Source organism: Enterobacter sp. EC_50 (assembly GCF_019584525.1).
Lineage (GTDB): Bacteria > Pseudomonadota > Gammaproteobacteria > Enterobacterales > Enterobacteriaceae > Enterobacter > Enterobacter roggenkampii.
Window position 1 is genome coordinate 111,809 of sequence record NZ_VDAF01000017.1, and the last position, 18,992, is coordinate 130,800.

Annotated in this window: 13 protein-coding genes, 2 tRNA genes and 1 pseudogene; 11 read left to right on the forward strand and 5 right to left on the reverse strand. The window is 59.2% G+C overall.

Translation table 11 applies throughout. From position 1 onward, the window contains the following. The first annotated feature begins 119 nt into the window (after positions 1–119). From FHC48_RS15500 to FHC48_RS15525, 6 genes are all read left to right on the forward strand, one after another. Complete coding sequence (locus FHC48_RS15500; RefSeq protein WP_119312141.1) at positions 120–1,862, forward strand: IucA/IucC family siderophore biosynthesis protein; 1,743 nt, start codon at positions 120–122, stop codon at positions 1,860–1,862. Then, positions 1,862–2,809: a GNAT family N-acetyltransferase gene (locus FHC48_RS15505; RefSeq protein ID WP_044596671.1), complete on the forward strand. Its 948-nt coding sequence runs from the start codon at positions 1,862–1,864 to the stop codon at positions 2,807–2,809. Before FHC48_RS15500 ends, FHC48_RS15505 begins: the two co-directional genes overlap by 1 nt. After that, positions 2,806–4,548 carry an IucA/IucC family siderophore biosynthesis protein gene (gene iucC, locus FHC48_RS15510; RefSeq protein WP_119312142.1) on the forward strand — a complete coding sequence of 581 codons (1,743 nt, stop codon included), beginning with the start codon at positions 2,806–2,808 and terminating at the stop codon, positions 4,546–4,548. The genes FHC48_RS15505 and iucC overlap by 4 nt, the downstream gene beginning before the upstream one ends. Further along, the gene (locus tag FHC48_RS15515; protein ID WP_119312143.1) at positions 4,545–5,870 is read left to right on the forward strand and encodes a lysine N(6)-hydroxylase/L-ornithine N(5)-oxygenase family protein; all 1,326 of its coding nucleotides are present in this window, start codon (positions 4,545–4,547) and stop codon (positions 5,868–5,870) included. The genes iucC and FHC48_RS15515 overlap by 4 nt, the downstream gene beginning before the upstream one ends. 26 nt (positions 5,871–5,896) lie before the next feature. After that, on the forward strand, positions 5,897–8,086 hold the full coding sequence (locus FHC48_RS15520; protein ID WP_023325592.1) for a TonB-dependent siderophore receptor: 2,190 nt from the start codon (positions 5,897–5,899) through the stop codon (positions 8,084–8,086). A 164-nt stretch (positions 8,087–8,250) separates the two neighbouring features. Further along, positions 8,251–8,326: transfer RNA gene (locus FHC48_RS15525), tRNA-Asn, on the forward strand. Between the two features lie 107 nt (positions 8,327–8,433). Here FHC48_RS15525 and FHC48_RS15530 read toward each other — a convergent pair. Continuing rightward, positions 8,434–8,835 carry a RidA family protein gene (locus tag FHC48_RS15530; protein ID WP_119312144.1) on the reverse strand — a complete coding sequence of 134 codons (402 nt, stop codon included), beginning with the start codon at positions 8,833–8,835 and terminating at the stop codon, positions 8,434–8,436. A gap of 141 nt (positions 8,836–8,976) precedes the next feature. Between FHC48_RS15530 and FHC48_RS15535 the strand changes: the two genes are divergently transcribed. Further along, the gene (locus tag FHC48_RS15535) at positions 8,977–9,915 is read left to right on the forward strand and encodes a LysR family transcriptional regulator (protein WP_119312145.1); all 939 of its coding nucleotides are present in this window, start codon (positions 8,977–8,979) and stop codon (positions 9,913–9,915) included. A 43-nt stretch (positions 9,916–9,958) separates the two neighbouring features. Here the strand turns inward: FHC48_RS15535 and FHC48_RS15540 are convergent. The 3 genes and pseudogenes from FHC48_RS15540 to nac form a co-directional block, all read right to left on the reverse strand. Next, positions 9,959–10,365 (reverse strand): annotated as a pseudogene (locus tag FHC48_RS15540) (LysR substrate-binding domain-containing protein); the annotation flags it as partial. Positions 10,366–10,682: 317 nt separating this feature from the next. Next, positions 10,683–11,633 carry an HTH-type transcriptional regulator Cbl gene (gene cbl, locus FHC48_RS15545; protein ID WP_008499476.1) on the reverse strand — a complete coding sequence of 317 codons (951 nt, stop codon included), beginning with the start codon at positions 11,631–11,633 and terminating at the stop codon, positions 10,683–10,685. Positions 11,634–11,729: 96 nt separating this feature from the next. Further along, the gene (nac, locus tag FHC48_RS15550) at positions 11,730–12,647 is read right to left on the reverse strand and encodes a nitrogen assimilation transcriptional regulator NAC (RefSeq protein ID WP_008499475.1); all 918 of its coding nucleotides are present in this window, start codon (positions 12,645–12,647) and stop codon (positions 11,730–11,732) included. 320 nt (positions 12,648–12,967) lie between these two features. Between nac and FHC48_RS15555 the strand changes: the two genes are divergently transcribed. Continuing rightward, positions 12,968–13,043: transfer RNA gene (locus tag FHC48_RS15555), tRNA-Asn, on the forward strand. Between the two features lie 144 nt (positions 13,044–13,187). On the opposite strand, the gene ldtA is transcribed toward FHC48_RS15555, so the two are convergent. Beyond that, positions 13,188–14,087: a L,D-transpeptidase gene (ldtA, locus tag FHC48_RS15560; RefSeq protein ID WP_119312146.1), complete on the reverse strand. Its 900-nt coding sequence runs from the start codon at positions 14,085–14,087 to the stop codon at positions 13,188–13,190. Positions 14,088–14,278: 191 nt separating this feature from the next. On the opposite strand from ldtA, the gene shiA reads away from it, so the two are divergent. The 3 genes from shiA to FHC48_RS15575 all read left to right on the forward strand — a co-directional run bounded on the left by shiA (position 14,279) and on the right by FHC48_RS15575 (position 18,911). Next, the gene (shiA, locus tag FHC48_RS15565) at positions 14,279–15,592 is read left to right on the forward strand and encodes a shikimate transporter (protein ID WP_044596677.1); all 1,314 of its coding nucleotides are present in this window, start codon (positions 14,279–14,281) and stop codon (positions 15,590–15,592) included. Positions 15,593–15,665: 73 nt separating this feature from the next. Beyond that, positions 15,666–17,120, forward strand: coding sequence for an AMP nucleosidase (locus FHC48_RS15570; RefSeq protein ID WP_008499471.1), 1,455 nt, complete (start codon positions 15,666–15,668; stop codon positions 17,118–17,120). 18 nt (positions 17,121–17,138) lie between these two features. Then, on the forward strand, positions 17,139–18,911 hold the full coding sequence (locus tag FHC48_RS15575; protein WP_119312147.1) for an aminopeptidase P family protein: 1,773 nt from the start codon (positions 17,139–17,141) through the stop codon (positions 18,909–18,911). Positions 18,912–18,992: the final 81 nt, after the last annotated feature.

Below are 18,992 nucleotides of genomic sequence, written 5' to 3' on the forward strand. Positions count from 1 at the left end.
CAATAAATGTGTGGAAATTATGAAGTTTATGAAAACAAATATTGCAAAAATGGTTGCGAGTGTAAACAGAATGAATATCATAACGAGAATTATTATCAATCATGGAATGAGGTACATCTATGCGTGCTCTGCTCCGCGCCGCCGGTACAGACGTTGCAGCCCAGTGCTTTTTAAACGCCCTGTTGCGTGAAACGAAGGACTGGCGCTATCTCCCCGCTACCGATGCGGATGCACTATCTGAGATCCATATCCCGCTTTCCCAAACCCAGGCGCTTCGGGTGCCGGTACGCTATTTCTCACCCACCCAGCATCATCAGTACCGTTTCCCGGCAACGCGGATTCAGAGCAACAGCGACAGGGGTGACGCCGTCACTTTCCCTCAACTGCTTGATTTAATTCTTGAAAAACCGTCCATAAAAGGCTCGCTGGATGCCGATACGCTGGTGCGTTTTAAGCAGCGCGTTCTCGAAAGCCATGCCCACACCTGGCAGGCGATTGATTTACGCCACAATTGGGCAACCCTGCGCGATAAGCCGCTGACGTTTGCTAAAGCGGAACAGGCGCTGCTGGTCGGCCATGCGTTTCACCCGGCACCGAAGTCCCACGAGCCGTTCAACGAAGCCGAGGCGCGCCGCTATTTGCCCGATTTCGCCTCCCGCTTCCCGCTGCGCTGGTTTGCCGTTGAGAGCACGCTCGTTGCCGGCGACAGCCTGAACGTTTCCCTGCGTGAGCGTCTGCTGCGCTTTGCGGCCCAGAGCGCGCCCGAGCTGCTCGGCCACTTTACCGACACCCGCTGGCTGCTGCCGATGCACCCGTGGCAGGCCGACTTTCTGCTGGAGCAGGACTGGTGCCAGCGTCTGGCGGAAAACGGTTCGTTGCAGGACCTGGGTGAAGCGGGCGCACAGTGGCTGCCCACCAGCTCCTCCCGCTCGCTGTACAGCGAGACCAACAGCGACATGATTAAGTTCTCCCTCAGCGTGCGCCTGACCAACTCCGTGCGCACGCTGTCGGTGAAAGAGGTGAAGCGCGGCATGCGCCTGGCGCGTCTGGCAAAAACGGAACGCTGGCAGGATTTACAGGCACGCTACCCGACCATGCGCGTGATGCAGGAAGACGGCTGGGCGGGACTGCGCGATGACAGCGGTGTCGTTCAGGAAGAGAGCCTGATGGCCCTGCGCGTCAATCTGTTGTTCGATACGCCAGACACCCAGACCAACGTGCTGGTGAGCCTGACGCAGGCCGCGCCGGACGGCGGTGACAGCCTGCTCGCCGCGGCGGTGCGCCGTCTGAGCCAGCGTCTTGATCTCCCGCTCGCCCAGGCCGCCCGCTGCTGGCTGGACGCCTACTGCGACCGCGTATTGCTTCCGCTGTTCAGCGCCGAGGCGGACTACGGTCTGGTCCTGCTGGCGCACCAGCAAAATATCCTCGTTGAGATGCAGCAGGATTTCCCGGTCGGGCTGATCTACCGCGACTGCCAGGGCAGCGCGTGGACCGAAGGCGCCGACGCGTGGCTGAAAGAGGCGGGCGAAACTGAGGTGGAAAACCGCTTTGGCGAGAGCCAGCTGCTGCGCTACTTCCCTTACTACCTGCTGCTGAACTCTACCCTTGCCGTCACCGCCGCCCTTGCTGCCGCCGGTTTTGACAGCGAGGAGAGTCTGATGTCCCGGGTGCGCGACGCGCTGGCAGAACTGCGCCGCACGGCGAAGCAGACCCGCTGCCTCGACTACGTGCTCGACAGCCCGACCTGGAACTGCAAAGGCAACTTCCTCTGCTACCTGCACGATCGCAATGAAAACACCATCGCCGATCCGGCGGTGATCTATTTCGACTTTAGCAACCCGTTCTACAAGGAGAAGACGTGATGGCTATCGCGAATATCGTCCATTCCGGCTACGGCTTTCACTGCACCGCAACGGATCGCGCCCTGCCGCTGGCGTTGGGTCTCGACGGCAGCGCGGTGCTGGAGCGTCTGAAGGGGATCCCGGACGGCTGGCTGGTGGAAGCCCTGGATCAGCTGTTTGTGGCCGCCCCCGCGCTGACCGGCATTACGTTGCCGTGGGCGGACTGGCAGGATGAACCCCAGGCGCAGGCGCTGTTTGGCCTGGCCCACGGTGATTATCTGGCGCGCGACGCCTTCTGGCAGCTGCCGCTGTGGCTGAAGGGCGAACGCCCGCAGGCGAGCGGCGGAATGCAGTTTGACGAGAGCCGTCAACTGTACTTCCCGCTGCGCCCTCGCCGCCCGCAGGGTGAGGTGTATCGCCGTTACGATCCGCAAATTAAGCGTACCCTCAGCTTCCGCGTGGCCGACGTGGCGCTGGACGGCGAGCGTTTTACCCGCTGGATGAATAACCCGCGCGTGAACGCCTTCTGGGAGATGGCGGGCCCGCAGGCCGAGCAGGAAAACTACCTGCGCCGTCAGCTCGACTCGACCTACTGCTACCCGGTTATCGGCTGCTTCGACGATCAACCGTTTGGCTATTTTGAACTCTACTGGGCACCGGAAGACCGCATTGGCCGCCACTACCGCTGGCAGCCGTTTGACCGCGGGCTGCACATGCTGGTGGGCGAAGAGAACTGGCGCGGCGCGCAGTACATCCGCAGCTGGCTGCGCGGTCTGAGCCACTACCTGTATCTCGATGAACCGCGCACCACGCGCATCGTGGCCGAGCCGCGCTTCGACAACCAGCGCCTGTTCCGTCACCTTTCCTCTGCCGGTTTTGACACGGTGAAAGAGTTCGACTTCCCGCATAAACGCTCGCGCCTCATTATGAGCCAGCGTCACCGCTTCTTCAGCGAGGTGGGCCTGTGAACGCGCTCTGGGAAAAAGTGAACCGCGAGATGGTGGCGAAGATCCTCGCCGAGCTGGAATACGAGCGCACCCTGCTCGCCGAGCCGGTTTCGTCGGACGGCTGGCGCATCGCCATGGGCAACGCGTCCTGGCAGTTTCGCGCCACGCGCGGGATCTGGGGCTGGCTGCATATCGACCCGGACAGCCTGACCACCGCCAGCGGCGATGCCGTCGAAGCGGAAAGCGCGCTGCTGCAGCTGGCGACGGTGCTGGAGATGAGCGACGCGCAAACGGCAGAGCACATGGAGGACCTCTACGCCACGCTGCGCGGCGACATGCAGCTGCTGCAGGCGCGTGACGCGCTGGATGCGGACGCGCTGATCCACCTCGATCCGGACGAATTACAGTGCCTGATGCGCGGTCACCCGAAGTTTATTTTCAACAAAGGTCGCCGCGGCTGGGGGCTGGACGCGCTGCGCCAGTACGCACCGGAGTACCGCGGACGTTTTCGTCTGCACTGGGTTGCCGTTCAGCGAGAGCATCTGGTCTGGAGCAGCGACGCCGATTGCGATATCAGCGCCCTGCTGGCGAGCGCCATGGACAACGCCGAGCGCGCCCGCTTTGACGCCCGCTGGCAGGCGCTGGGCCTCGACGAGAGCTGGCTGCCGGTGCCGCTGCACCCGTGGCAGTGGCAGCAGAAGATCGCCATTCATTTCCTGCCGCAGCTGGCGCGCGGTGAGATGGTTGAGCTGGGCGAGTTTGGCGATGAGTACCTGGCGCAGCAGTCTCTGCGCACGCTCACCAACGCCAGCCGTCGCGCGCCGTTTGACATCAAGCTTCCGCTGACGATCTACAACACCTCCTGCTATCGCGGTATTCCGGGCAAATACATTGCCGCCGGGCCGCTGGCCTCGCGCTGGTTGCAGCAGCAGTTTGTCGCCGACGCTACGCTTGCCCGCTCTGGCGCACAGGTGCTTGGCGAACCCGCCGCCGGATATCTGTCGCATCCGGGCTATGCGGCGCTGCCGAAAGCGCCGTACCGCTATCAGGAGATGCTGGGGGTGATCTGGCGCGAGAACCCGTCCTGCTATCTGCAGGATGGCGAACAGGCGGTGCTGCTGGCGGCGCTAATGGAAACCGACAACGCCGGACGCCCGCTGATTGACGCGTGGATCAGCCGTTCCGGGCTAAGCGCCGACGCGTGGCTGGAAAAGCTGTTTGAGGCAACGGTGATCCCGTTCTATCACCTGCTCTGCCGCTACGGCGTGGCGCTGATTGCCCACGGCCAGAACGTGACGCTGGTGATGAAAGACTCTATCCCGCAGCGCATCCTGCTGAAGGATTTCCAGGGCGATATGCGCCTGGTGGATGAAGATTTCCCGCAGACGGAAAGCCTGCCGAAACAGGTGAAGGCCGTCACGGCGCGCCTGAGCGCGGATTACATCATCCACGATCTGCAAACCGGCAACTTCGTGACGGTGCTGCGCTTTATCTCGCGCCTCACGCTGCAAAGCGGCGTCAGCGAAACGCGTTTCTATCAGATCCTCGCCGGCGTTCTGCACCGCTATATGGCCGCGCACCCCGAGCTTGCCGAGCGCTTCGCGACGTTCGACCTGTTTAAGCCGCAAATTATTCGGGTGATCCTCAACCCGGTCAAACTGACCTTCTCCGAACACGACGGCGGCAGCCGCATGCTGCCGAACTACGTCACCGACCTTGATAACCCTCTTTTTCTGGCCTCCCGGGAGTCCGCGCAATGAAAACCTATGATTTCATCGGCATTGGTATCGGCCCGTTTAACCTTAGCATCGCCGCCCTCGCAGAAGAGCTGGACGGCTTTAGCTCGCTGTTTCTTGAGCGCAAACCGCACTTTTCCTGGCACCCGGGGATGATGGTGCCGGACTGCCACATGCAAACCAGCTTCCTGAAGGATCTGGTCAGCGCCGTGGAGCCGACCAACCGCCACAGCTTCCTGAACTACCTGGTGCAGCGTAAAAAATTCTACCGCTTCCTGACCACCGAGCAGCGCACCGTTTCACGGGAGGAGTTTGCCGACTACCTGTGCTGGGCGGCGGACAACCTCACCAACCTCGCCTTCAGCCAGCAGGTACAGCAGGTGAGCTTTGATGAGAAAAGCGGCCTGTTTGAGGTAGTGACCCAGCGCGATCGCTTCCTGGCGCGCCACGTCTGCGTGGGGATCGGTAAGCAGATCAACCTGCCGGACTGCGTCACGACGCAGGACGATAGCTGCTTCCACGCCAGCGAGATGATGCTGCGCACGCCGGATCTCGCGGGCAAGCGCGTTACCGTCGTCGGCGGCGGCCAGAGCGGTGCCGACCTGTTCCTGAATATTTTCCGCGGCGAATGGGGCCAGCCGCTGAGCCTGAACTGGGTCTCGCGGCGCAACAACTACAACGCGCTGGATGAAGCCGCCTTTGCTAACGAGTATTTCACGCCGGAGTACGTGGACAGCTTCTCCACGCTCGGTGAAGAGGCGCGTCGTCAGATGTTGCACGAGCAGAAGATGACCTCCGACGGGATCACCACCGAGTCCCTGCTGGCGATTTACCGCGCCATGTACCACCGCTTCGAAGTGCTGCGTGAAAAACCCTGGGCGCACCTGATGCCGTCCCGCTCGGTGACGGCCCTGACGCGCCTGGAAAACGGACAGCGTCTGAGCATACAGCATCACCTCGACGGCGGCCGAGAGCAGCTGGAGAGTGACGTTGTGATCTTCGCCACCGGCTATCGCGCCGTGCAGCCAGCGTTCCTCGCGCCGCTGTCTCACCGCCTGCATCTGGATACGGACGAAGCCTTCTGCATTAACAACGATTTCACCCTCGAATGGGACGGCCCGCAGAGTAACCGCCTGTTTGCCGTGAATGCCGGGATGCACCGTCTCGGCATTGCCGAACCCCAGCTCAGCCTGATGGCCTGGCGCGCGGCACGAATTCTGAATCGCGCGCACGCCGACGAGCCGTTTGAGCTGGCTAACACCCCCGGCGTTATCCACTGGCGAAGCACCACCAGCCCGGAGAACAGTCAGGTTTTTAAATCATTAGCAAAAACCACCGAGTACTGACACACACAATCAGGGTCAACATAACAATGAAACGTTCTCATCTTTGGGTTTTAAATCCTTGCTTGCTTGCAATGCTTTCTACCTCTGCGTGGGCGGAAGAACAAAAGGAAGAAAATATCGTTGTCTCCGCCAGCCGCGCGCACCGCAGCGTGGCGGAGATGGCGCAGACCACCTGGGTCATCGAGCGGGCTGAAATTGAGCAGCAGGTTCAGGGCGGGAAAGAGATTAAAGAAGTGCTGGCGCAGCTGATTCCGGGCATGGACGTCAGCAGCCAGGGGCGTACCAACTACGGCATGAACCTGCGCGGCCGCTCCATGATGGTGATGGTGGACGGCGTGCGCCTGAACTCGTCCCGCAGCGACAGCCGCCAGCTCGACTCTATCGATCCGTTCAACATTGACCGTATCGAGGTTATCTCCGGCGCCACGTCACTCTACGGCGGCGGCAGTACCGGCGGTCTGGTGAACATCGTCACCAAAAAAGGCCAGCCTGAGACCGAAGTCGAATTCCAGACCGGGGCTAAAAGCGGGTTTAACAGCCACAACGACCACGATGAGAACGTGTCGGCAGCGGTCAGCGGCGGCAACGATAACGCGTCCGGTCGTCTGTCGGTGTCGTATCAGCGCTACGGCGGCTGGTATGACGGCAATGGCGATGAGGTGATTATTGATAACACCCAGACCGGCTTACAGTATTCCGACCGTATCGATGTGATGGGAACAGGCACCCTCAACATCGACGATCATCAGCAGCTGCAGCTGACGACCCAGTACTACAAGAGCGAGTCCGACGGCAAGCATGGGCTGTATCTCGGAAAGAACTTCTCGGCGGTAACGGGGGATGCGACCGCCTACAACAAAGGTAACCTCGATTCTGACCGCGTGCCGGGTACCGAGCGCCATCTGATTAACCTGCAGTACTCCAATACCGACTTCTGGGGCCAGGATCTGGTCGCGCAGATTTACTATCGCGACGAGAGCCTGACCTACTATCCGTTCCCGACCCTGACCAAAGGCGTGGTCACCAGCATCGGCGCGTCGCAGCAGAAAACCGATTTCTACGGCGGCAAGCTGACGCTGAACAGCAAGCCGGTGGACGATTTGACGCTGACCTGGGGTATGGATGCCGACCACGAAACCTTCGATGCCAACCAGCAGTTCTTCAACCTGAAAAAAGCTGCGGCAAGTGGCGGCATGGAGCTGGATAACGCCTACAACGTGGGCCGCTACCCGGGTTACAGCATCACCAACCTCGCCCCGTTCCTGCAGGCCAGCTATGATATTGACGCCATCACCCTGAGCGGCGGCGTGCGCTACCAGTACACCGAGAACAAGGTGGACGACTTTGTCGGTTACACCCAGCAGCAGGCCATCGCTACCGGGAAAGCCACCTCCGCTGACGCGGTGCCGGGCGGGAAAACCGATTACAACAACTTCCTGTTTAACGCCGGGATCCTCGGTCGCCTGACCGAACAGCAGCAGGTGTGGTTTAACTTCTCCCAGGGCTTCGAAATTCCGGACCTGGCGAAGTACTACGGCTCCGGGACCTATCAGCTCAGCAACGGTCACTATCGCCTGCTGAACAGCGTCAACGTCAACGACTCGAAGCTGGACGGTATCAAGGTCAACGCTTATGAGCTGGGCTGGCGCTACACCGGGGATAACCTGCGCACCCAGGTTGCGGCGTATTACTCGCTCTCGGATAAAACCATCACCATCAACAAGACGGACATGACCATCAACCTGGAAGACGACAAGCGTCGTATCTACGGGGTAGAAGGTCAGGTGGACTATTTCTTCACCGACAGCGACTGGAGCACGGGCGCGAACTTTAACGCCATTAAGTCGGAAACCCGCGAAAACGGGAAATGGGAGAAGCTGACGGTAGACAGCGCCAGCCCGTCGAAAGCCAGCGCGTGGGTCAACTGGGCGCCGGGCGACTGGACCCTGCGCGTGCAGAGCACGCAGACCTTTGACGTCTCTGACGCCGACGGCAAGAAGATCGATGGCTATAACACGGTCGACTTCCTGGGCAGCTACGCCCTGCCGGTGGGTAAAGTCAGCTTCAGCGTGGAGAACCTGCTGGACAAAGACTACACCACCGCCTGGGGCCAGCGCGCGCCGGGGCTGTATAGCCCAACCTACGGTGCACCGGGTCTGTATACCTATAAAGGCCGTGGACGGACGTTTGGTCTGAACTACTCCGTTCTGTTCTAATCCTCAGCGCCGCCTGCGGGCGGCGCATTTTGCTGTGTAATTTCGAAGCAAATTTACTATAAAATCAGCGATTTGCTGAAATTGTCGGCAAACGAACAAAAAGCGCGATTTCACCCTTTGACAAGGCGAACTGAGGTCGCTACTATGCGCCTCGTTCACACGATTCCTCTGTAGTTCAGTCGGTAGAACGGCGGACTGTTAATCCGTATGTCACTGGTTCGAGTCCAGTCAGAGGAGCCAAATTTGAAAAGCCTGCTTTTGAAGCAGGCTTTTTGCTTTTCTGCGTCGGGTAAAATTGTCGGGTGGCGGCTTCGCCTTACCCGACCTACGGGACTGCATCTCTGAAGTTAACTCTGAATCGCATCCAGCCTGGCAATCACCTTAATCTCAAACTTAAATCCGTACAGCCACGTCACGCCGATCCCGGTCAAGGTAGGGTAAGGCGCTTCACCCCAATATTCTGGCAGGATACTCCAGATAGCGTCGAGGTTTGACTCGGGATCGACGACAAAGAGGGTCACGTCAACCACGTCAGCGAACGTGCAGCCCGCAGCCGCGAGGACAGCATTAAGATTATCGAAGGCCAGCCTGACCTGCGCTCTCAGATCGGGTTCAGGCGAACCATCCTCGCGGCTACCCACCTGCCCCGAAACAAAAAGGAAGCCGTTAGATTTGATGGCAGGTGAATACCGATTGCGCTCATAGAGCGCCTGACGACCGGAGGGGAAAACTGCTTCGCGTGCTGCCATGTTTGTACCTTTGCAATAGGGCAAAATCAGCCCGTTGAACATAAAGACACTTTACAGGTGCAGGTTCGGGCGGATAAACAAGCGACTTTGTCCATCATTGTTTGTAATATCCAAACAATCGGTGAAAAGAGAGGATAAGGGATGGATCGTTTCGACGCGATGCGCGCCTTTGCTCGCGTGGTTGAGGCAGGTAGCTTCACAAAGGCTGCCCAAACGCTTCATATGAGCAAAACCACGGTGACGCAGCTCATTCAGCAGCTGGAAGCGCGCCTGCGCGTCAAATTGCTCCATCGCACCACCCGCAGGCTCGGTGTGACCCCCGATGGCGCGGTCTACTACGAACGCGTCATCCGCCTGCTGGCGGACATGGAAGATGCTGAAAACAGCCTGTCCAGCGCGACGATGACGCCCAGGGGACGACTACGGGTAGACGTGCCCAGTCCGCTGGCCCGCCTCATCCTGGTGCCGGCGCTACCGGCTTTTCACGCACGCTACCCGGATATCCAGTTCGATATGGGCGTGAGCGACCGGGTGGTGGACCTGATCGGCGACAACGTGGATTGCGTCCTGCGCGGTGGCGAAATCAACGACCAGTCCCTGATCGCACACCATGTCGGCGATTTGCACATCGGTGTTTACGTCGCACCGAGCTATGTGGAACGCCTCGGCGCCCCGGCGCACCCGCGAGAGCTGGAAAACACCGACCATCGCATTGTAGGGTTCTTGTCCTCGCGCACCGGTAAGATTGATCCTCTGGTACTGCGCAGTGAGAGTGAACATATTGACATCACGGGCAGCTATGTCCTTGCCGTGGATGATGGCAATGCTTACCTCGAAGCTGGGTTAGCCGGGTTAGGCGTGATTGCGCTGCCGGTCTATATGGCAGAAGCGCATCAGGCTTGTGGTTCCTTGATTCGGCTATTCGAACATTGGCGTATTAAGCCAATGTCCCTGTACCTGGCATTTCCGCCTAACCGCCACGTCAACGCCAGACTGCGCGTTTTTATTGATTGGATCGTTGAATTGATGCAGCAGCATGTCCCTAATTCCAATAATAAGTCACTCCCTCCCAGCCCCTGATTCGCTCATTAGGGTTGGTTACTTTCCACAGCACTCACCGCTCGCCGCCAGGCACGATCTCTTTCTCAAGACCCGCATTCATGCACCACGTTTTCCACGATTCCATGGAAAAAATAAGATCACTTTTTGCAATGTCAGACGGCGTAGCGGACAGCACGCCGTCGTTATAGCCCGGTGCGGCCACCACAATGAGCTCATCGGAAAAAAGATAATGACTTTCGCTCCCTTCCCAGTTTCCCTGCCCCATCCGTATCGCGATATCTATCCCTTCCTGCTGCAGGCGCTGGCCTGGATCCGCAGGGTGATAAGCGGATATTTCGCCCGTAAACGAGCCAGTTGCGGTAATAACCAGTGTCATCCTAATGACGGCACCATCGCCAGCATCACGCAGCCAAGACGGGCGACGGCTTCAAAGCTTCGCAAACTGACAATGGGTGGGAAATCCGACATGAAAGTACTTCCTTATCTGCGCTGGATATACAGCGGCAACCTGACCATATGTCAGTAATACTGACCCTTACGGTAAGATACTGAAGAAATAGATTACTGCAGGCGCGTCCGGTCACCACAGTGCCCAATCAGGTGCCATTACCAGCACGGTTGTATGGACGTTTATGCAGCCGATGATCCAGCACGTCGTTAGTGCAGCGGAGTTAAGCTCGATCCAGTCGCTTGCCAAATCATTCGAATCACAGGCGGTCTTTAGAAAATACCCATTCAGCTAAGTGGCGAGCCCGGTAAGCACTCGCCACCGGGCAAACCCGCACCTAAATCTGATAATCAATCGCCACTTCTTCCGGCTCCATCACCTGGCGTTTAATCTCATCCACCGACAGCCCGGCGTTGCAGAGCTCGATAAAGCGCCACACATAGTTACGCTGCAGCTGTCCGCGCTTCAGGCCAAGCCATACGGTGTTGGCGTCAAACAGATGACGCGTATCAAGACGCACCAGGTTCCCGTCCTCGCGTTCTCCGCTGGACTGTTCCGCCACCAGGCCAATACCCAGACCCAGCTCGACGTAGGTTTTGATGACGTCAGAGTCCTGCGCGCTCAGCACGATGTCGGGCGTTAACCCTTTACGATTGAAGGCTTCATCTATACGCGAGCGTCCCGTGATCCCCTGGCGATAAGTAATGAGCGGCCATTTGGCAACGTCTTCCAGCGTCAGGGGAGAGACCTGATTCAGCGGATGATCGACCGGGAGCAGTAAGCTGTGATACCAGCGGAACCAGGGGAACGCCACCAGCAGCGGGTCGTTGCTCAGGCGTTCGCTGGCGATACCGATATCCGCCCCACCGTTTTGCAGCAGCACTTCAATTTCCTGCGGCGTGCCCTGGATAAGCTCCAGACGCACCTCCGGAAAAAGTTCGCGGAACGCCTTAATCACCGGCGGCAGGCTGTAGCGCGCCTGGGTATGGGTGGTGGCAATGGTGAGCACGCCAGAGGCGTCATTGGTGAAGAGATCCGCCAAGCGACGCACGTTGCTGGCCTCGTTGAGGATCCGCTCAGCGATGGTGAGCAATGCCTTACCCGGCTCCGTCATGCCGAGCAGCCGCTTGCCGCGACGGATAAAGATCTCTATGCCCAGCTCCTCTTCCAGCTCGCGGATATGGCGGCTGACGCCTGACTGAGAGGTATAAAGCATATTGGCGACCTCGGTCAGGTTGTAGTCCCGCCTGGCCGCCTCACGGATAATTTTAAGTTGCTGGAAATTCACGATTCACTCCGGCGCATCTGACATAGCTCTATTGTTAGAGTCAGCCGAGCTGCAGAACAAATAATAAAAACCAGCATCTTATGCTTTTATGGAATATCAGCTCACGAGCTGGAGTTCACGGTTCTCAAGCGATGGCTTGCTGACCAGCGACATCAGAATCTCTTTTACCGCCTGCGCCTGTGGCGACAGCGAACCGCGTGCGGACATGTTCAGCGAGAGCGGCAGGCTCATGGAAGGCGTTGTGATCCGCGCCATCCAGCCGTTCGCCGCGCTGCACAGCGAACGCGCGGCGGATTCCGGCAGCACGGTGACGCCCATGCCGCTGGCAATGGCTGCGGTCAGCGTGGAGATCGAGTCAATTTCGCCGATGATTTTGGCCGTCAGGCGGCGCAGGGAGAACGCTTCGTCCACGCGCACGCGCACGGCGCTGTAGTCGCGCGGCAGATAGAGGTTCATCTCTGCCACGGCGGTAAGGTCGACACTCTGGCCCGGACAGTCGCGGGTGCCCACGAGGTAGAGATCTTCTTTCAGCAGCGGCTGGCTGGTAATACCGGCCACCGGGGAGCGATCGTAAAGGACCGCCATGTCCAGCTGGCCGTTGAGCAGCTTGTCATTCAGTACGGACCCGCTGTTTTCGTGCAGGTACACCAGCACTTCAGGCAGCTCAGCGCGAACGGCCTGCAGCAGCGGCATGGTAATAGAGGACGCGGCCGTTCCCGGCGCCAGGCCAATAGAAACGTGTCCGCTCAGGGTCTGGCCCACGTTATTCACCGCCAGCTGCGCCTGCTCGCACTGGCGCAGAATCGTGCGCGCATGGGTATAGAGAATTTTTCCGGCTTCCGTTGGCGTGACGCCGCGTTTGGTGCGGATCAACAGCTGCTGATCCATCTCGCCTTCCAGAGTAGCCACCTGCTGGCTCAGCGCAGGCTGCGCGATATGCAGCACTTCTGCTGCTTGAGTCAGGCTGCCGATATCGACGATTTTTACGAAGTATTTCAGTCGTCTTAAGTTCATTTTGCCCCCTGTTCGAAATGCTGTGCCGGAACCGGCTGTCGTTGTTGAACAGGTTTTGCAATATGAATGCCACTTTTACCAGGCGGTCTGAATTGGGCGCTAAGCGCCTGAAAATAAGGAAACCTAATCATGGAGGGGGGTTTTATTACCGAAACAGCAGTTTATGATCTGCCCCATTAGAGGTATATCCGCACCAAAGCGGTGCATTCCGCTGTCAAAAACAGCACTTTGCCGATTTTGTCAGCAAACGATCAAAAGGCGGCGATCCACCCTTTGACAAGGTGAACGCAGGTCGATAATATGCGCCCCGTTCACACGATTCCTCTGTAGTTCAGTCGGTAGAACGGCGGACTGTTAATCCGTATGTCACTGGTTCGAGTCCAGTCAGAGGAGCCAAATTTGAAAAGCCTGCTTTTAAAGCAGGCTTTTTGCTTTTCTGCGTTGGGTAAAATTTCGGGTGGCGGCTTCGCCTTACCCGACCGACAAAAACCTCGAATCGTAGGCCGGGTAAGGCAACGCCGCCACCCGGCGAAAATGTCCTCAATTGCCGAGCTTCACCGGCATCCCTGACCGCCGTTCCAGCTCAGCACCTGCACCCTCGTTGATCAACTCTGTCCGCAGCGCGGCCGATATCGGCAGCGGCACTTTCCGGGTCGATTCAAATTCCGCGCGGTTACGCGATAACGGCTCGTGAACCTCCACCCAGCGGCTGCCGTCCCGTTCCGTGGTGACTTTAACGGGCCGATCGATAAGCTGTACGCGGGTGCCGACGGGAACATTATCGAAAAGGTATTTGATGTCGTTATTCCGCAGACGAATACAGCCCTGGCTCACCCGCAGCCCAATGCCGAAATTGGAGTTTGTGCCGTGTATGGCATACAGCCTGCCGATATAGATCGCATACAGCCCCATCGGGTTATCCGGCCCGGCGGGCACGAAGGCAGGCAGCGTTTTTCCCTCTGCCGCATAGGCACGGCGCGTATTGGGCGTCGGAGACCAGGTGGGTCCCACCTGCTTACGTTCAACCGCCGTTACCCAGTTACGCGGGGTTTCGCGCCCGGCCTGACCGATGCCGATGGGCAGCACTTCAACGGTATTGCTGCCCGGCGGGTAATAATAGAGACGCATTTCCGCCACGTTAACGACAATCCCCTCGCGAACGGTGTCGGGCAAAATCAGCTGCCGGGGAATGACCAGCCGGGTGCCGGATTTGGGCAAAAAAGGATCCACGCCCGGGTTCGCTTCCAGCATATTGCTCAACCCCTGCCCGTATTGCGCGGCAAACGCCTCAAGCGGTAACGTATTATGATCCGGCACGGTAATGACCTGCGAGCTCCCCACCAGGCGACTGCCCGCCGGCGGTAAAGGATAGCTCACCGCCTGCACGCTCTGGCTGATGAGTAACGCAGCAAGACAGCCCAACGCCATTTTACGACACATATTCCCTTCCTCAGTCGCTTCGCTCTTTAGTAAGCATAGCGTAGCCGTTTTGCATTACCCATCAGGAAATAAAATCAGTTTGCACAGGCCCCCTGTCGCGGTAGTCTCATAGGTTCCGTTTATATGACGGCCGCTATGTGAGTGACCTTTTCTTATACCAATAATTAAAAATCAGTGCAGACAGGACAACTATGGACTCCACTCTCACCTCCACACATCCCAACGAGGAGACACCTTCGCTCAATCGTGCCCGCCGCGCCGCACTCGGCAGCTTCGCAGGTGCCGTCGTCGACTGGTATGATTTTCTGCTCTACGGCATTACCGCCGCGCTGGTGTTTAACCGCGAATTTTTTCCGCAGGTCAGCCCCGCGATGGGCACCCTCGCCGCGTTTGCCACCTTCGGCGTCGGTTTTCTGTTTCGCCCGCTGGGCGGGGTGATCTTCGGCCACTTTGGCGACCGCCTCGGCCGCAAGCGCATGCTGATGCTTACCGTCTGGATGATGGGGATCGCTACGGCGCTGATTGGCATTCTCCCGTCGTTTTCCGCGATTGGCTGGTGGGCGCCGGCATTGCTGGTGACATTACGGGCGATTCAGGGCTTCGCCGTGGGCGGTGAATGGGGCGGCGCGGCGCTGCTATCCGTTGAGAGCGCGCCCAAAAATAAGAAAGCGTTTTACAGCAGCGGCGTGCAGGTCGGATACGGCGTGGGTCTGCTCCTTTCTACCGGGCTGGTCTCCTTGATCAGCCAGCTCACCACCGACGAGCAGTTCCTGAGCTGGGGCTGGCGCATTCCGTTCATCTTCAGCATCGTGCTGGTCATCGCCGCGCTGTGGATCCGTAACGGCATGGAGGAGTCGGCAGAGTTCGAAAAGCAGCAGGAAAAACCGGCCGTCAAAAAAAGGCTGCCGGTCATGGAGGCACTCGTCCGGCATCCTGGCGCTTTTCTGAAAATTATTGCCCTGCGCCTGTGTGAACTGCTGACGATGTATATCGTCACGGCGTTTGCCCTGAACTACTCGACGCAGAACCTCGGCCTGCCGCGTGAACTGTTCCTGAATATCGGTCTGGTGGTTGGCGGGATCAGCTGCCTGACCATCCCCTGCTTCGCCTGGCTGGCGGACCGCTTTGGCCGCCGTCGCGTCTATATCACCGGGGCGCTGGTGGGCACCCTCAGCGCCTGGCCATTCTTTATGGCGCTGGAGGCGCAGTCGATCTTCTGGATTGTCTTCTTCGCCATCATGCTCGCCAACGTCGCTCACGACATGGTGGTCTGCGTCCAGCAGCCGATGTTTACCGAACTGTTCGGCGCCAGCTACCGCTACAGCGGCGCGGGCGTGGGCTACCAGGTCGCAAGCGTGGTCGGCGGCGGGTTTACGCCATTTATTGCCGCCGCGCTGGTGACCTTCTCCGGCGGGAACTGGCACAGCGTGGCGATTTATCTGCTGGCCGGTTGCCTGCTCTCTGCTGCGACGGCCCTGGTGATGAAAGAGCCCCGCCACACCTGATCGCCCTTTTGTTTCACAGGCGTGTGACATACTATCGGGTAGAGTCGCACACCTGTGGAACAAGGAGACAGAGATGAATAATAAGGGCTCCAGCCTGACCCCGGCTCAGGCGCTGGAAAAACTCGACGCGCTGTATGAACAGTCCGTCAATGCGCTGCGCAGCGCCATCAGCGAATATATCGAAACAGGGAAACTTCCCGACCAAAAGGCCAGAAACGAGGGCCTTTTTGTTTATCCATCGCTCTCTGTGACCTGGGACGGCAGCGCCAGCACGACGCCAAAAACCCGCGCCTACGCCCGTTTTACCCACTCCGGCTGCTACAGCACCACCGTCACCCGCCCTGCGCTGTTCCGCCCCTATCTGGAAGAGCAGCTCACGCTGCTGTACCAGGATTACGGCGCGCACATTGCCGTGGAGCCCTCGCAGCATGAGATCCCCTATCCGTACGTAATTGACGGTTCGGCGTTAACCCTTGACCGCTCCATGAGCGCGGGGCTGACCCGCCACTTCCCGACGACGGAACTGTCGCAGATTGGCGATGAGACCGCCGACGGGATTTATCACCCGGCAGAATTTTCTCCTCTGTCGCACTTTGATGCCCGCCGGGTCGATTTCTCCCTGGCGCGACTGCGCCACTACACCGGTACGCCCGCTGAACATTTTCAGCCGTTCGTGCTCTTTACCAACTACACCCGCTACGTCGACGAGTTTGTCCGCTGGGGATGCAGCCAGATCCTCGACCCGGAAAGCCCGTATATTGCACTCTCCTGCGCGGGCGGGATCTGGATCACCGCAGAGACCGAAGCCCCCGAGCAGGCCATCTCCGATCTGGCATGGAAAAAGCATCAGATGCCTGCCTGGCACCTGATCACCGCCGACGGTCAGGGCATTACGTTGATTAACATTGGCGTCGGCCCCTCGAACGCCAAAACCATCTGCGACCATCTGGCGGTGCTGCGCCCGGACGTGTGGCTGATGATTGGTCACTGCGGCGGCCTGCGTGAAAGCCAGCTGATTGGCGATTACGTGCTCGCCCACGCCTACCTGCGCGACGACCACGTGTTGGATGCGGTGCTGCCGCCGGATATCCCAATCCCGAGCATCGCCGAAGTACAGCGTGCGCTGTATGACGCCACCAAAGCGGTCAGCGGCATGCCGGGCGAAGAGGTGAAACAGCGCCTGCGCACCGGTACGGTCGTCACGACGGATGACCGCAACTGGGAGCTGCGTTACTCCGCCTCCGCGCTGCGGTTCAACCTGAGCCGCGCGGTGGCCATTGATATGGAGAGCGCCACCATCGCCGCACAGGGCTATCGCTTCCGCGTCCCGTACGGCACGCTGCTGTGCGTCTCCGATAAGCCGCTGCACGGCGAAATTAAGCTACCGGGCCAGGCCAACCGTTTCTATGAAGGGGCCATCTCAGAGCATCTGCAAATTGGCATTCGCGCCATCGACCTGCTTCGGGCGGAAGGTGACAGGCTGCATTCCCGCAAGCTGCGCACCTTCAACGAGCCGCCGTTCCGCTAATAACGATAAGGAATAACCATGTCCAGCACATCTCCGCTCTCTGCCCTGCGCCACTGGCTTGAGGCCAGCCATCTCGACGGGATGATCGTCACGCGTGCGGATGCGTGGCAGAGCGAATACTGCGCGCCCTGTGACGAAAAGCTGGCCTGGCTGACGGGCTTTGACGGTTCTGCCGGCGTCGCGCTGGTACTGAAGGATAAAGCGCTGCTGTTCGTCGACGGGCGCTATCAGGTGCAGGCCCGCGTTCAGGTGAATCTGGACGAGATTGAAATTCACCACCTGCACAACGAGCCGCTGGCTGAATGGCTGACAGAAAACGTGGAGGCAGGCACGCGCATCGGTTTTGACGCACTGCTGATGACCAATACGGAGTTTGAGCAACTGTCCGCCACGCCGTGCAGGCTGGTACCGCTGAAGGTTTCGCCGTTTGACGCCTTATGGACCGATCGCCCTGCCGCACCGGCGGGGCTTATTCGTGAAATGCCGGTTGAAGTAAGCGGTGAAAGCAGCGAGGACAAACGTCAGCGCGTTGCCGCCGTGCTGGCCGCGAACAATGCTGATTATCTGGCCGTTACGCTGCCGGATAACATTGCATGGCTGCTCAACGTAAGGGGCTCAGATATCCCAACCAGTCCGGTACCGCTCTCATTTGCCCTGCTGAGTCGTGACGGCCACGTTGAGTGGTTTGTAAACGACAACAAGCTCGGCGCCCTGCCTGAAGACGTGCGCAATGCGTTTACCATTGCGCCGCAGGACGCCTTCATCGAACGCTGTCAGCAGATTGCTGCAGGCAAACGGGTGATGGTTGATGCCGATTCCGCTCCGGTCGCCCTGCGCTTTGCCATCGAACCCCGGGGAGAGATTGTCTGGCGAACCGATCCCATCACCCTGATGAAGGCCACCAAAAACCCGATCGAGCTGGCTGGGTATCGCGCGTGCCATCACCAGGACGGTGCCGCCTGGGTCAACTTCCTGGCCTGGCTGAGCCGCGAAGTGCCGCTGCGCGAGGCGGCAGGAAATCCGCTCACCGAGCTGGAAGTGCAGGCGCAGCAGCTCGCGTTCCGTCAACAGCAGCCCGGGTTTATCGAGCAAAGCTTTGCGACCATCTCCGCCTCTTCGAGCAATGCGGCGATGTGCCACTATCATTCGAGCGAGGCCAGCAACAAGCCCATCGGCCATGATCATTTTTACCTGAACGATTCCGGCGGTCAGTACGTTAATGGCACCACCGACGCCACGCGCACGCTGGCATGGGGTAAGGTCGGCCCGCAACAGCGCCTGCACTACACCGCCGTGCTGAGAGGCTTTCTGTCGCTCATTACCCTGCAGTTCCCCTCTGGCACTCAGGGGCATCAGCTGGATGCCTTCGCGCGTCGTCCGCTGTGGGAGATGGGGCTGGATTACGATCACGGCACAGGGCATGGCGTGGGGCATCAGCTTCTGATCCATGAGAACCCGCATCGCATCGCCAAAAAGGTCAACCCGTGGCCGCTGGTGGCGGGTAATATCATGACGATTGAACCGGGATATTATCTGGGCGATAGCCACGGGATTCGCATTGAAAACCAGGTGGAGATAGTGGAGAGCCGTCCGGGATTCTGTAAATTTGCCTCGCTGACGCTGATCCCGATTGATTTAAGCCAGGTCGAGCTGGATCTGTTGAGCGAACAGGAAAAAGCGTGGCTGGATGCGTATCACCAGCAGGTGCGTGAGGCGCTGTCACCACGGGTGAACAGCGATGCGCGTTCGTGGCTGGAAGGGGCGACGGCACCGGTTCGTGTGAACGGATAGTGCGGCTTTTGCCGGGTGGCGGCTTCGCCTTACCCGGCCTACGATTCGAGGTTTTTGTCGGTCGGGTAAGGCGAAGCCGCC

What these genes read in the sequence shown, in the direction of transcription:
- FHC48_RS15500 (WP_119312141.1), top strand. Translation starts at nt 120, where the DNA reads ATGCGTGCTCTGCTCCGCGCCGCCGGTACAGACGTTGCAGCCCAGTGC.
- FHC48_RS15505 (WP_044596671.1), top strand. Translation starts at nt 1,862, where the DNA reads ATGGCTATCGCGAATATCGTCCATTCCGGCTACGGCTTTCACTGCACC.
- FHC48_RS15515 (WP_119312143.1), top strand. Translation starts at nt 4,545, where the DNA reads ATGAAAACCTATGATTTCATCGGCATTGGTATCGGCCCGTTTAACCTT.
- FHC48_RS15520 (WP_023325592.1), top strand. Translation starts at nt 5,897, where the DNA reads ATGAAACGTTCTCATCTTTGGGTTTTAAATCCTTGCTTGCTTGCAATG.
- FHC48_RS15530 (WP_119312144.1), bottom strand. Translation starts at nt 8,835, where the DNA reads ATGGCAGCACGCGAAGCAGTTTTCCCCTCCGGTCGTCAGGCGCTCTAT.
- FHC48_RS15535 (WP_119312145.1), top strand. Translation starts at nt 8,977, where the DNA reads ATGGATCGTTTCGACGCGATGCGCGCCTTTGCTCGCGTGGTTGAGGCA.
- nac (WP_008499475.1), bottom strand. Translation starts at nt 12,647, where the DNA reads ATGAACTTAAGACGACTGAAATACTTCGTAAAAATCGTCGATATCGGC.
- ldtA (WP_119312146.1), bottom strand. Translation starts at nt 14,087, where the DNA reads ATGTGTCGTAAAATGGCGTTGGGCTGTCTTGCTGCGTTACTCATCAGC.
- shiA (WP_044596677.1), top strand. Translation starts at nt 14,279, where the DNA reads ATGGACTCCACTCTCACCTCCACACATCCCAACGAGGAGACACCTTCG.
- FHC48_RS15570 (WP_008499471.1), top strand. Translation starts at nt 15,666, where the DNA reads ATGAATAATAAGGGCTCCAGCCTGACCCCGGCTCAGGCGCTGGAAAAA.
- FHC48_RS15575 (WP_119312147.1), top strand. Translation starts at nt 17,139, where the DNA reads ATGTCCAGCACATCTCCGCTCTCTGCCCTGCGCCACTGGCTTGAGGCC.